Origin of the sequence: Dickeya sp. CFBP 2040, assembly GCF_012273755.1 — a bacterium.
Lineage (GTDB): Bacteria > Pseudomonadota > Gammaproteobacteria > Enterobacterales > Enterobacteriaceae > Dickeya > Dickeya poaceiphila.
The window spans coordinates 1-12,818 of sequence record NZ_JAAVXH010000103.1 but is presented as its reverse complement, the minus strand read 5'-3'; the positions used below and the strand labels follow the sequence as shown (position 1 = coordinate 12,818).

At 58.2% G+C, this 12,818-nt stretch carries 12 protein-coding genes; all 12 read left to right on the top strand.

Annotated elements, in window-relative coordinates:
• The 12 genes from hybA to Dpoa2040_RS16190 all read left to right on the top strand — a co-directional run bounded on the left by hybA (position 1) and on the right by Dpoa2040_RS16190 (position 12,679).
• Positions 1-1,017: a hydrogenase 2 operon protein HybA gene (gene hybA / locus Dpoa2040_RS16245; RefSeq protein ID WP_042871728.1), complete on the top strand. Its 1,017-nt coding sequence runs from the start codon at positions 1-3 to the stop codon at positions 1,015-1,017.
• Positions 1,004-2,203: a Ni/Fe-hydrogenase cytochrome b subunit gene (hybB, locus tag Dpoa2040_RS16240; RefSeq protein ID WP_168641920.1), complete on the top strand. Its 1,200-nt coding sequence runs from the start codon at positions 1,004-1,006 to the stop codon at positions 2,201-2,203. The genes hybA and hybB overlap by 14 nt, the downstream gene beginning before the upstream one ends.
• Positions 2,181-3,887 (top strand): hydrogenase 2 large subunit, encoded by a 1,707-nt coding sequence (hybC, locus tag Dpoa2040_RS16235; protein WP_168641919.1) that lies wholly within the window; start codon positions 2,181-2,183, stop codon positions 3,885-3,887. The genes hybB and hybC overlap by 23 nt, the downstream gene beginning before the upstream one ends.
• Positions 3,887-4,387 (top strand): HyaD/HybD family hydrogenase maturation endopeptidase, encoded by a 501-nt coding sequence (locus Dpoa2040_RS16230; protein WP_042871722.1) that lies wholly within the window; start codon positions 3,887-3,889, stop codon positions 4,385-4,387. The genes hybC and Dpoa2040_RS16230 overlap by 1 nt, the downstream gene beginning before the upstream one ends.
• Positions 4,388-4,433: 46 nt before the next feature.
• On the top strand, positions 4,434-4,943 hold the full coding sequence (hybE, locus tag Dpoa2040_RS16225) for a hydrogenase-2 assembly chaperone (protein WP_168641964.1): 510 nt from the start codon (positions 4,434-4,436) through the stop codon (positions 4,941-4,943).
• On the top strand, positions 4,936-5,280 hold the full coding sequence (hypA, locus tag Dpoa2040_RS16220; protein ID WP_168641918.1) for a hydrogenase maturation nickel metallochaperone HypA: 345 nt from the start codon (positions 4,936-4,938) through the stop codon (positions 5,278-5,280). The genes hybE and hypA overlap by 8 nt, the downstream gene beginning before the upstream one ends.
• 65 nt (positions 5,281-5,345) lie before the next feature.
• Complete coding sequence (hypB, locus tag Dpoa2040_RS16215; RefSeq protein WP_168641917.1) at positions 5,346-6,512, top strand: hydrogenase nickel incorporation protein HypB; 1,167 nt, start codon at positions 5,346-5,348, stop codon at positions 6,510-6,512.
• A 2-nt stretch (positions 6,513-6,514) separates the two neighbouring features.
• Positions 6,515-6,802, top strand: coding sequence for a hydrogenase maturation factor HybG (hybG, locus tag Dpoa2040_RS16210; RefSeq protein ID WP_168641916.1), 288 nt, complete (start codon positions 6,515-6,517; stop codon positions 6,800-6,802).
• On the top strand, positions 6,789-7,904 hold the full coding sequence (gene hypD, locus Dpoa2040_RS16205; protein ID WP_168641915.1) for a hydrogenase formation protein HypD: 1,116 nt from the start codon (positions 6,789-6,791) through the stop codon (positions 7,902-7,904). Before hybG ends, hypD begins: the two co-directional genes overlap by 14 nt.
• Entirely contained in the window at positions 7,904-8,932 is a 1,029-nt protein-coding gene (gene hypE, locus Dpoa2040_RS16200; RefSeq protein ID WP_168641914.1) for a hydrogenase expression/formation protein HypE, read from the top strand. Before hypD ends, hypE begins: the two co-directional genes overlap by 1 nt.
• Positions 8,933-9,403: 471 nt before the next feature.
• Positions 9,404-11,695, top strand: a complete 2,292-nt coding sequence (gene hypF, locus Dpoa2040_RS16195) for a carbamoyltransferase HypF (RefSeq protein WP_168641913.1) — start codon at positions 9,404-9,406, stop codon at positions 11,693-11,695.
• Between the two features lie 279 nt (positions 11,696-11,974).
• Positions 11,975-12,679, top strand: coding sequence for a glutamine amidotransferase (locus tag Dpoa2040_RS16190; RefSeq protein ID WP_168641912.1), 705 nt, complete (start codon positions 11,975-11,977; stop codon positions 12,677-12,679).
• The last annotated feature ends 139 nt before the right edge of the window (positions 12,680-12,818 follow it).

Genomic DNA, 12,818 nt, shown 5'->3' with positions numbered 1-12,818 from the left:
GTGAACAGACGCAATTTTTTCAAGCTGGCGTCCGCGGGAGCACTACTGGCGGGTACGCCGCTGGTCAGTCAGGCGCAGGCCACCAACCGACCGCCGATTCCCGGCGCGCTCGGTATGCTGTATGACTCCACACTGTGTGTGGGCTGCCAGGCGTGTGTGAGCAAATGCCAGCAGGTCAACAAGCTGGAGTATAAACCAGACAGCGCGGTCTATTCCGGCGGTGCGGCGACCTGGTCCAACAATGACAAGCTCAGCCCGTACACCAACAACATCATTCAGGTATGGCGTAGCGGCGACGGCAAAAACAAGGATCAGGCGAAGGATGGTTACGCCTACATCAAAAAGCAGTGTATGCACTGCGTCGATCCTAACTGTGTGTCGGTGTGCCCGGTTTCGGCGTTGAAGAAAGACCCGAAAACCGGCGTGGTGCATTACGACGCCAGTATCTGTACCGGTTGCCGTTATTGCATGGTGGCCTGTCCGTTCAATGTACCGAAGTACGACTATGAGAACCCGCTTGGCAAGATCCACAAATGCGAGCTGTGCAATCAGCCAGAACTGGCAAGGCTCGACAAAGGCGGAATGCCGGGGTGTGTGGAAGTCTGTCCGACCGGGGCGGTGATTTACGGCACCCGCGAGCAACTGCTGGAGGAAGCGAAACGCCGGCTGGCGCTTAAGCCGGGCGATGAATACGCCTACCCACGCCAGACGTTGGACAGGAAAGACACCTACCTGCACACCGTGCCGAGCTATGAGCGGTATGTTTATGGCGAAAAGGAAGCGGGCGGCACACAGGTGCTGGTGCTGGCCGGGGTGCCGTACCAAAACCTGGAAATGCCGGCGCTGGATTCGTTGTCCACCGGTGCGCGTTCAGAGCATATCCAGCACACGCTGTATAAAGGCATGGTGCTGCCGCTGGCGGTACTGGCCGGGTTGTCGGTACTGGTGCATCGCAATACTCGCGCTGAGCGGGAAGAGACGCACGACTCACAGGAGAAACCTCATGACGGCGCATAAAGCAAGTCCGTTGGGCGGTCGGCTGGTGAGCTGGCCGGTGATGCTGCTGGCTCCGCTGGTGGCGATTTGCGCGATCCTGATCGTGAAACGTCTGTTTCTGGGCATTGGCTCGGTTGCGGATCTGAACGGTGGCTACCCGTGGGGGATCTGGATCGCGTTTGACCTGCTGGTCGGCACCGGCTTTGCCTGCGGCGGTTGGGCGCTGGCCTGGGCGGTATACGTGTTTAATCGCGGTGAATATCACCCATTGGTGCGTCCGGCGCTGCTCGCCAGCCTGTTCGGCTATTCGCTGGGCGGATTGTCGATAACCATCGACGTTGGCCGTTACTGGAACCTGCCGTACTTTTATATTCCCGGCTATTTCAACACCAATTCGGTGCTGTTTGAAACCGCGGTATGTATGACTATCTACATCGGGGTGATGGCGCTGGAGTTCGCGCCGGTGGTGCTGGAGCGTTTCGGCTGGAAGGTGTCGCTGAAACGACTCAACAAGGTGATGTTTTTCATCATTGCGTTGGGAGCGTTGCTGCCGACGATGCACCAGTCATCAATGGGATCGTTGATGATTTCCGCCGGTTACAAGGTACACCCGCTGTGGCAGAGCTATGAACTGCTGCCGCTGCTGTCGTTGCTGACCGCGTTCATCATGGGCTTTTCGATCGTGATTTTCGAAGGCTCGATGGTGCAGGCGGGTCTGAAAGGGCGCGGGCCGGATGAGCAGGCACTGTTTCGCAAACTGACGGTGCTGACGCGGGTGCTGGTCTTGCTGTTTATGGTGTTGCGCCTCGGCGAGATTATCTGGCATCAGAAAACCGCATTGCTGTTCGCCGGTGATCGCTTCTCGCTGATGTTCTGGTGTGAGATGGCGCTGATGCTGATGCCGCTGCTGATACTCCAGCAGTCGCGCTGCCGTCAGGATGCCCGCTGGCTGTTCGTCAGCGCGCTCAGCATGTTGTTCGGCGCGGCATTGTGGCGACTGAGTTACTCGCTGCTGGCGTTCAATCCGGGCAACGGCTACCACTATTTTCCCAAAGCGCAGGAGATCCTGATTTCCATTGGCTTCGTCGCCATTGAGGTCTGCGCCTACATCTTGTTAATCCGCCTGCTGCCGGTACTGCCCGCGCTGAAAGGCGAACATACGCATCATCAGGCTGAGGTAAAGCATGAGCCAACGCATCACCATTGATCCCATTACCCGTATCGAAGGGCATCTGCGCATTGATTGCGAAATTGAAAACGGCAAGGTCACCAAAGCCTGGTCATCCGGCACCATGTGGCGTGGCATGGAAGAGATTGTTAAAGGGCGTGACCCGCGTGATGCCTGGATGATCGTGCAGCGTATCTGCGGTGTCTGCACCACGGTACATGCCATCGCCTCGGTGCGTGCGGTGGAAAACGCGCTTGGCCTGAATGTGCCGGTCAACGCCCAGCACATCCGCAACCTGATTCTGGCAGCGCACAGCATTCATGACCATATCGTGCACTTCTATCAGTTGTCGGCGCTTGATTGGGTGGATGTCACTTCCGCGCTGAAGGCCGACCCGCAGAAAGCGGCGGCATTGCTTAACGGGTTGTCCGACTGGCCGCTGAATACCGCTGCCGAGTTCACCAAAGTGCAGCAGAAGCTCAACGATCTGGTCGCCAGCGGTCAGTTGGGGATTTTCGCCAACGGTTACTGGGGCCACCCGGCGATGTCGCTGCCGCCGGAAGTAAACCTGATTGCCGTCGCCCACTATCTGCAGGCGCTGGAATGCCAGCGTGACGCCAACCGTATCGTGGCGATTCTGGGCGGCAAGTCGCCGCATATTCAGAACCTGGCGGTCGGCGGCGTGGCTAACCCGATCAATCTGGATGCGCCGAGCGTACTCAACCTGGAGCGGTTGATGTACGTGAAAAGCTTTATCGACCGGTTGGGCGATTTTATCGAACAGGTCTATAAGGTGGACTGCGCGGTGATCGCCGCCCACTATCCGCAGTGGCTGACGCTAGGACGCGGGGCTGATCACTACCTGAGCGTGCCGGAGCTGCCGACCGACAACAAAAACGGCAGCTTCCTGTTGGCGGGCGGGTATATCGAAAACAGCGACCTGTCGAGCTACCGGCCAATCACCAGCCACAGCGATAAATTCCTGATCGATGGCATCCGCGAGAGCGGTAAACACGCCTGGTATCAGGATGATCAGCCGCTGGCGCCGTGGGAAGGGTTGACCCGACCTCACTACACCGGCTGGCAGGAGGACGGCAAGTATTCGTGGGTGAAATCGCCGACCTTCTACGGCAAAACCGTGGAAGTAGGGCCGCTGGCCTGGCTGTTGTGCGGACTGGCCGCGAAGCATAAAGACACGCTGGCTCACTTCTCTCAGGTCAAAGCCGCTTATCAGACGCTCAGCGGTCATCAACTGGAAGAGAAACATCTGCACTCCACGTTGGGTCGGGTGATTGGTCGTACGGTGCACTGCTGCGTACTGAAAGATACGCTGGCGCAGCAATGGCAAGCGTTGGTGGACAACATCGGCAAAGGCGATCACCAAACCTTCATCAAACCGGACTTTTCACCAGACACCGAATTCCACGGCGTCGGTTTTGGGGAAATGCCGCGTGGCATGTTGTCGCACTGGGTGGTGTTTAAAAACGGCAAAATCACCAACTATCAGGCGGTGGTGCCGTCCACCTGGACATCCTGCCCACGTAACGGCGAGGACAAGCCCGGTCCGTACGAGCAATCGTTGGTGGGTACGCCGGTGGCAGATCCGCACAAACCGTTGGAAGTGGTACGTACCATCCACTCCTTCGACCCGTGCATGTCCTGTGCGGTGCACGTAGTGGATACCGTGAATGGCAATGAAGTGACGCGGGTGAAGGTGCTGTGATGAATATACTGGTGCTGGGGATCGGCAATATTTTGCTGAGTGATGAAGGGGTTGGGGTGCGTCTGGTGGAACAACTGGAGCGGCGTTTTGACTGCACGCCCGTCGTTGACGTGGTGGATGGCGGCACCTGCGGCATGGAGCTGATGGAATGCATGGCCGGGCGCGATCACCTGATCGTCGCCGATGCGGTGCTGACCGGTCAGTCGCCGGGCAGTGTAACGGTGCTGCGTGACCGTGAAGTCCCGGCGTTGTTTACCCGCAAGATCTCCCCGCACCAGTTAGGTCTGGCTGATGTGCTGATGGCGCTGCAATTGACCGGCGAATTTCCCCGCCAATTGACGCTGGTTGGGGTAGAGCCAGACGTGCTGGATTCCGGTATCGGCTTGTCCGATACCGTCACCCGTGCGCTGGAACCGGCGTTACAGCACATCATCGCCGCACTGCGCCAGAGTGGCGTGACGGTGACGGAGAAGACTGCACAGGAGGTGTGTGGTGACTGATATTTTTTCTGCTTCGCCACGCGACGGCGGTAATAATCCGCCGTTAATACCCGACGAGCGCAAAGAATTGGTGTGGATTGCGGGGCATGATCAGAGTCCGGCGGCCTGGCTGGAAACTGAGTTCAGCCGCATTGCGCAACAGCGTATGCGGCAATTGCCGTTTTACCGTGACGGCATTCCGGTACGGGCTTGTGGATTTACCTTGTTTGAACAGCAGTGGTTCGGCTGCCTGTTGACGCCATGGATGATTAGCCTGTTGGTTTTGCCCGGTACTGGGCAGCAATGGCCGCGGCGTAATCTGTCCTCCCGGCTGGCGCTGGAGCTACCGTGCGGCAGCGTGAAGTTTGTGGTGAGCGAGAGTGATGACGGGCAGCAGTATCTGTCCTGCTCGCTGATGTCGCCGCTGGACCCGGCGCTTGGTGCGGAACAGGCGCTGCAACTGGCGCAACAAAGCGCACGCATGGCGCTGTCGTTGCCGGTGCAGGATGCCGATGCGCCAGAAAACCTGAGTCGCCGCGCGCTGTTCAGTCGTTATCGGAGTGAACGACATGCATGAAGTTTCTTTGTGCTACAACGCACTGGAGTTGATTGAGCAGCAGGCGCGTCAGCATGGTGCCCGCCGGGTCACCGGCGTCTGGCTGGAAATCGGCGCGTTGTCTTGCATTGAAGAAAGCGCGTTGCAGTTTTGTTTTGAGTCGGTCTGTCGTCAGACGATGGCGGAAGGCTGTCAGTTGCATCTGTCGGTGCGTCCGGCACAGGCCTGGTGTTGGGAGTGTAGCCAGCCGGTGGAAGTGACCGACCACGACAGCGGCTGTCCGCATTGCGGCAGCCATAGCCTGCGTGTTGAAAGCGGCGGCGATAGCCTGCAACTAAAGCAATTGGCGGTTGAATAACACGTTGCTGTTATGCAGCGTGTCATCAGTAAAAAACGGTCTGGTTGACCGGAGGAGTCGTATCAATGTGTACCACATGCGGTTGTGGCGAGGGAGAACGCCGGATAGAGGGCGATGAACCTGCGCATTCACACCACCATCCCCATACGCACGATCACCACCACGAACATCGCCATAGTCATGACCATGTTCATTCGCATCCTCACCATCATGACCACGATCACGGGCATGACCATCATCATGACGACGTAGCGCCCAGTGTGATTATTCATCATCACCATTACTATTATCACCATGGCGATGTGCATCACCATTATCATGGTGCCGCGCGTCACGAGCATGAAGATGATGGGCATGGGCACTATTCCCATGGACATCACGCGCATGAACATCATTCTCATGCACATCATAGCCACCATGACCACGCGCATCATTCACACGAACACACTCTGCCGGAAGAACGTTTCCAGCCGGTGGAGCAGCAACACCACCTGCACTACGGGCAGGGCGCGGCAGGTACTCACGCACCGGGTATCGGCCAGCAGCGGTTGTTGCAGATAGAAATGGATGTGCTGAGTAAAAATAACCAACTGGCGGCGCATAACCGCGAGCATTTCGACGCCGACCAGATTCTGGCGTTGAATCTGGTGTCCAGCCCCGGCTCCGGCAAAACTACGCTGCTGACCAATACCTTGCACTTGCTGCGTGAGCGCGTGCCGTGCGCGGTGATCGAAGGCGACCAGCAAACCACGAACGATGCTGAACGCATTCGCGCTACCGGCGTACCCGCGATTCAGGTTAATACCGGCAAAGGCTGTCATCTGGATGCGCAGATGGTGCATGACGCCATGCACCGACTGCAACTGCCAAATCAGAGCCTGCTGTTTATCGAAAACGTTGGCAACCTGGTGTGTCCTGCCGGTTTCGATTTGGGGGAACGGCACAAAATCGCGGTGTTGTCGGTCACCGAAGGCGAAGACAAACCGCTTAAGTATCCGCACATGTTTGCCGCGGCATCGCTGATGATCATCAACAAGATCGATCTGTTGCCGTATCTGGATTTCGATCTCGACGCTTGTGTTGCTAACGCACGTCGCGTTAATCCGCAGATCGAGGTGATTGCGTTGTCTGCGCGTACTGGTGAAGGGATGGAAGCCTGGTTGGCCTGGCTGGAAGCCCAGCTTCTGGGGGCGCAAACGCCGTCACAACCGTCACTGCTGTCAGGAGTCTAACCATGTGTTTGGGCGTTCCCGGTAAAGTGGTCGCTGTCGGGCCGGACCTGCATTATCCGGCACGGGTGGATGTGTGTGGCGTGCAGCGCGAAGTCAATATCGCACTGGTATGCGAAGGCGATCCGTCGGATCTGGTGGGACAGTGGGTGCTGGTGCACGTCGGTTTCGCCATGAGTTTGCTCGATGAGCAGGAAGCACAGGAAACGCTGGCGGCGCTGCAATCCATGCAGGCGGTTGGACTGGAGCTGGATGAAGTCAGGCAAACCGGAGCCATTTATGCAGTACGTTGATGAATTTCGTGATCCCGCACTGGCGAAATCGCTATTGCAGCGCATTCAGGCGCTGGTTGATGACATGCCGCATTTAAAGGCGCGCCCGTTGCAACTGATGGAGGTGTGTGGCGGACATACCCATGCCATTTTTAAGTTCGGTATCGACCGGCTACTGCCGCCGGAAATCGAGTTTGTGCACGGGCCGGGTTGCCCGGTGTGCGTGTTGCCGATGGGGCGGATTGATGCCTGTCTGGAGATAGCGGCTCGCCCGGAAGTGATTTTCTGCACCTTTGGCGATGCCATGCGAGTGCCGGGCCGCAACGGTTCGTTGCAGGATGCCCGCCGCCACGGCGCTGATGTTCGGGTGGTTTATTCCCCGCTGGATGCGCTGGCGCTGGCGGAACAATTTCCTGATCGGCAAGTGGTGTTCTTCGGACTGGGATTTGAAACCACCATGCCGAGCACCGCGCTGACCCTGCAACAAGCCAAACGCCGTGGTATCCACAACTTTTCGCTGTTTTGCCAGCACATTACCATCATCCCGACGCTGAAAAGCCTGCTGGAGCAGCCGGATTTGCGCATTGATGGTTTCCTGGCGCCGGGTCACGTCAGTATGGTGATTGGCGCGTATCCATACCAACCGCTGTGTGAACAGTTCCAGAAACCGTTTGTGGTCACTGGTTTCGAACCGTTGGATATCCTGCAGGCGCTGCTGATGCTGGTGCAACAACTGCACGGTGCGCGTTGCGAGGTGGAAAATCAGTATCGCCGCATCGTGCCGGACAGCGGCAATACGCTGGCGCAGCAGGCGATGGCCGAGGTATTTGAAACCAAGGCCAGCAGTGAATGGCGTGGGTTGGGCGAAATCGCCAATTCCGGTATGCAATTGCGGGCGGAGTACGCTGAATTTGATGCCGAGCGCCGTTTCAAACCACAACAGCAGCAGGTAGCGGATGAGCCGTTATCGCGTTGCGGTGATGTGCTCACCGGGCGTTGCAAACCGGGTGATTGCCCATTGTTTGGTCAGCGTTGTACACCGCAAAATGCTATCGGCGCGTTGATGGTGTCCTCAGAAGGCGCCTGCGCCGCTTATTACCAGTATCGACGGGAGTGCGCCTGATGAAGAACACCTTATTGCCAAAAGAAATTACCCTGGCGCACGGTAGCGGTGGGCAGGCAATGCAGCAGTTGATCGAAGGCCTGTTCCTGCAGGCGTTCGATAACCCATTATTGGCGGAGCGTGAAGATCAGGCGCGTTTGTCGCTGGCCGAGCTGAATGCCGAGGGTGACCGGCTGGCGTTTACCACCGACAGCTACGTCATCGACCCGATTGAATTCCCCGGCGGTAATATCGGCAAGCTGGCGGTATGCGGCACCGCTAATGATCTGGCGGTGAGCGGCGCAGTGCCGCGTTACCTCTCTTGTGGCTTTATTCTCGAAGAGGGGCTGGCGGGAGAAACGTTACTGCGCATCGTCAATTCGATGGCGCAAACCGCCCGCGAGGCTGGCATCCAAATCGTCACCGGTGATACCAAAGTGGTGCCGCGCGGTGCGGCGGACAAAATTTTCATCAATACCGCAGGTATTGGCGTGATTCCACCACATGTGCAGTGGGGCACAGGTGAAATTCGCCCCGGTGACCGTTTGATTGTCAGCGGTACGCTGGGAGATCATGGCGCCACTATTCTGAATTTACGCGAGAAACTGGGACTGGAAGCAGAACTGACCAGCGATTGCGCGGTACTGGCGCCGTTGATTGCGCCGCTGCGCCAGATTGACGGCGTACGCGCTCTGCGCGATGCCACCCGCGGCGGGGTGACGGCGATCCTGCACGAATTCGCGCAAGCCAGCGGTTGCGGCATGGAAGTGCAGGAGAGCGCGTTACCGGTCAAAACGGCGGTGCGCGGCATCTGTGAACTGCTGGGGCTGGAAGCACTCAATTTCGCCAATGAAGGTAAACTGGTGCTGGCGGTGTCGCCAGAAGCGGAAAGCAGGGTCCTGGACGTTTTACAGTCTCACCCATTGGGACGCGATGCCGCGGTAATCGGCAGCGTCACCGACAAAAAACAGGTACGCCTGTGCGGCGTATTCGGCACCTCCCGCCTGCTGGATTTACCCCACAGCGAGCCTATGCCGAGGATTTGCTGAACATTAGTGGGTTATAGGCTACAGCCCATTCAGTACGTACAGGACGGCGTTTTTCCGGCGTCAAAAACTGTGCTGAGGTGGACGGCTTCGCCGGGTGAGCCGCATGGACGCGGCGAAAGCCCATGCCGCGCTGGGAGCGCGTCATGGGCGGCCCGAACAGCGAAGGCGAACGCCGAAAGGACCGCGTTAGCAGCACACCATTTTGCAACGCAAAATGGAACAGCGCTTGCGCTGGCCCGCAAGGGTGAACCCGTCAGGGTTCATAGTTTAGCCTCCCAGCCAGTGGTCAAGGAGAGGCGGCGTTTGAGCCTCTCCTTGTCGTGCGAGCGATGAAATGGCAAAGAAATGATGCTGTTTATTCCGCACGAAATTATTCACTGACCAGAGAAAATTCACCGTTTTCAAGCTGGATATGCGGGATGTTAAGGCATCCATACAGCAACACTTACAGTGATAGCTATTCATATAACTATGATGTCACCACATCACGACGGAATTGAAATTCGTGTTAAGGGCAAAGTGCAGGGGGTGGGGTTTCGGCCTTATGTCTGGCAAATTGCTCACCGGCTTGGTGCCAAAGGCAGTGTGCTGAATGATGGCGCGGGGGTGTTAGTCCGGCTGAGGCCTGCGAGCGCCGAGGCGGATTTCATTGCTGCGCTATACGCCGAGTGCCCGCCGTTGGCGCAGATCGATCAGGTGGTATGTCAGCCTTATTGCTGGGAAACCCTTCCGGACGATTTCACCATTGAACACAGCGGTGCCGGGCAGATGGATACCCACATCGTGCCGGATGCCGCTACCTGCGAGGCGTGCCGTCAGGAGCTGTTTGAACCGCATGACCGCCGCTACCGTTATCCGTTTATCAACTGCACCCACTGCGGCCCGCGTTTTACCATTATTCGCCAGATGCCGTACGACCGCCCGAATACGGCGATGGCGACGTTCCCGTTTTGCCCCACCTGTCAGCAGGAATACCAACATACGGCGGATCGGCGCTTTCATGCCCAGCCTAACGCCTGCCCGACTTGCGGGCCGCAGGTGTGGCTGAGCAATGCATCCGGAACCGTGGCACGCGGTGATGACGCCATCATACAGGCAGCGGTGGCATTGTGTGCCGGGCAGATCGTGGCGGTAAAAGGGCTGGGCGGGTTTCATCTCGCCTGTGATGCCACCAATGCGCAGGCGGTGGTACGGCTGCGTGAGCGTAAACATCGCCCGGCCAAGCCGCTGGCGGTGATGCTGCCGGATGTCGATTGGCTGGCGCGGTGCAGTCGCGTGGCGGAGTCTGCGTCAGCGCTACGCATAATGCAAAGCCCGGCAGCGCCGATTGTGTTATTGCCGTTGCGACAAAATGGTGTTCTGGCGGCTGGGATTGCCCCCGGTCTGGATGAAGTCGGAATGATGTTGCCTGCCAACCCGTTACAGCACCTGCTGCTGGCAGCGTCGGCTCGACCGCTGGTGATGACCTCCGGCAACGCCAGCGGTAAGCCACCCGCGCTGGATAATTCGCAGGCACTGGATGAACTGGCGGGTATCGCCGATCTGTGGTTGCTGCATGACCGCGATATTGTGCAGCGTGTTGATGACTCGGTGGTGAGAATGCAGGGTGAACAGGCGGAGATGCTGCGGCGCTCGCGTGGTTATGTGCCGGATGCCTTGCCGTTGCCGGCGGGGTTCAGCGAACAGCCGGCATTGCTGGCGATGGGGGCGGATCTCAAAAATACTTTCTGCCTGCTGCGCGATAGCTCTGCCATCGTCAGCCAGCATCTGGGCGACCTGGCTGATGACGAGGTGGAACAGCAGTATCGGCAGGCACAAACGCTGTTTGCCGATATTTACCGCTTTACGCCACAGGCCATCGCGGTGGATGCGCATCCCAGTTACGTCAGCCGTCGTTTGGGGCAGCAGCAGGCGGAACAGTTGGGCATTCCCTGCATTGAGGTGTTGCATCATCACGCGCATATCGTCGCTTGTCTGGCGGAACATCAGTGGCCACGCGACGCTGGGCCGGTCATCGGGCTGGCGTTGGATGGTATTGGCTATGGCGGTGATAACCGCTGGTGGGGTGGTGAATGCCTGCGGGTGGATTACAGCCAGTGCCAGCATCTGGGAGGACTGCCTGCGGTGGCGTTGCCGGGCGGCGATCTGGCGGCACGCCAGCCGTGGCGTAATCTGCTGGCTCAGTTTTTGGCGTTCGTTCCGGACTGGGAAATCGTGCCTGAAAGCGGCGTTATCCCTGCTGGTGCGCGAGCGTTGCTGACACGCGCTATCGAGCGGGGTCTTAACGCGCCACTGGCGTCGTCTGCCGGTCGGTTGTTTGACGCGGTAGCCGCCGCCTGTGGGTTTAGCGGCGAGCAGAGCTGGGAAGGCGAAGCGGCCTGTTGGCTGGAAGCACAAGCCCGGCAGCATCAGGATGACGCGCCGCCGGTGACGTTGCCGCTGTTCGCTAACCAACTGGATCTGGCAACCTTTTGGCGGCAGTTTCTGGCGTATCACGCTACCCCTGCTGACCGCGCTTTTGCCTTTCATGTGGCGCTGGCGGACGGGCTGGCGGCGCTGGTGTGTCAGGCTGCGCGGGAACATGGGCTGAACACGGTGGCGTGCTCTGGCGGGGTGATGCATAACCGTTTGCTGGTCACGCTGTTACGTGAACGGCTGGCCGGGTTTAGGCTACTGATGCCGTCGCGTTTACCGGCTGGCGACGGTGGGCTGGCGCTGGGGCAGGCGTTGATCGCCGCCAGTCGTCTGTCAACGTGGGGCTGACTGTTATAGTTCTTTTTCACCAGACTGTATCTGTTCTGCTTTGCTGCGCCATGCTACCGTTGCGCACCAACTTATAGGGTAGCGCTGGCGATGTCGATGGATATCAACCGCGCTATCTTTTCTCTGGCATACCGGTCAGCCTTGCCACATTGATTTGTGCTGTCGTCGCCGGTTGGCGATGTGAATAAAAATCAACGGTATGAAGCGATGACAGCGCGTGTTCCCCGTGGTAGGTTCAAAACTTATCCTGTTACTGTCCTTCGAGGCAAGCGACACGCTATGACGACGTTGACCGTAAATTCTCCTACTTCATCACGACCACCTTCATTGCTGATTGTGCAGATGGGCGAACCGCCTGAACCTATTGCTAATGCGGTCGGTCAGCAGGCTGACTGGTTTGGTAGTGCGCTGGCCGATGAAGGCGTGCAACTGCATGTGGTGCGGCCAGATGCCGGTGAGCATGATGCCGCTATTATCAGCGGTTCCTGGTCGATGGTGACTGACCGGCTGGACTGGAGCGAACGCACCGCTGAATGGCTACGACAGTGCGTGCAGGTCGGGTTGCCGGTGCTGGGCGTATGCTACGGTCATCAACTGTTGGCTCATGCGTTGGGCGGCACGGTGGCGGATAACCCTAATGGGCGGGAAATGGGGCTGAAGACGGTAACGTTGCATGACCGTGCCGTAACTGATGCGCTGCTGACAACGATGCCGACGCAATTCAGCGCCTACCTCAGCCATCTCCAGTCGGTAGTGGTGCCACCACCGGGTGCACAGGTGCTGGCGGCGTCAGAACAGGATGGATGCCAGATTATTCGTTACACGTCGCATACCTTGTCATTCCAGTTTCACCCGGAAATGGATGCGGCAGTGATGAACGCCTGCCTGCGCCACTGCGCCTTGCCGGAAATCACCGACAGCGCTGAGCCGGTGTGGGCGCGGCGGTTGCTGCTGGATTTTGTCCGGCAGGCGTTGTCCCGCTAAGGAGCATTCCGCTGGCAACATTCGAACGGCTGGGATTTGCTGCGTCGCTGCCTGCAACTCGAATTATTTAGGGTATATCGATAATCTCATTTTTATTTTTCTGACGATGCGACGGTTTATTTTTCCGTAAAAGATAACC

Bases quoted from the DNA above. Each gene is read 5' to 3' on its own strand.
- hybB (WP_168641920.1), top strand. From the start codon at position 1,004: ATGACGGCGCATAAAGCAAGTCCGTTGGGCGGTCGGCTGGTGAGCTGG.
- hybC (WP_168641919.1), top strand. From the start codon at position 2,181: ATGAGCCAACGCATCACCATTGATCCCATTACCCGTATCGAAGGGCAT.
- Dpoa2040_RS16230 (WP_042871722.1), top strand. From the start codon at position 3,887: ATGAATATACTGGTGCTGGGGATCGGCAATATTTTGCTGAGTGATGAA.
- hypA (WP_168641918.1), top strand. From the start codon at position 4,936: ATGCATGAAGTTTCTTTGTGCTACAACGCACTGGAGTTGATTGAGCAG.
- hypB (WP_168641917.1), top strand. From the start codon at position 5,346: ATGTGTACCACATGCGGTTGTGGCGAGGGAGAACGCCGGATAGAGGGC.
- hybG (WP_168641916.1), top strand. From the start codon at position 6,515: ATGTGTTTGGGCGTTCCCGGTAAAGTGGTCGCTGTCGGGCCGGACCTG.
- hypD (WP_168641915.1), top strand. From the start codon at position 6,789: ATGCAGTACGTTGATGAATTTCGTGATCCCGCACTGGCGAAATCGCTA.
- hypE (WP_168641914.1), top strand. From the start codon at position 7,904: ATGAAGAACACCTTATTGCCAAAAGAAATTACCCTGGCGCACGGTAGC.
- hypF (WP_168641913.1), top strand. From the start codon at position 9,404: ATGATGTCACCACATCACGACGGAATTGAAATTCGTGTTAAGGGCAAA.
- Dpoa2040_RS16190 (WP_168641912.1), top strand. From the start codon at position 11,975: ATGACGACGTTGACCGTAAATTCTCCTACTTCATCACGACCACCTTCA.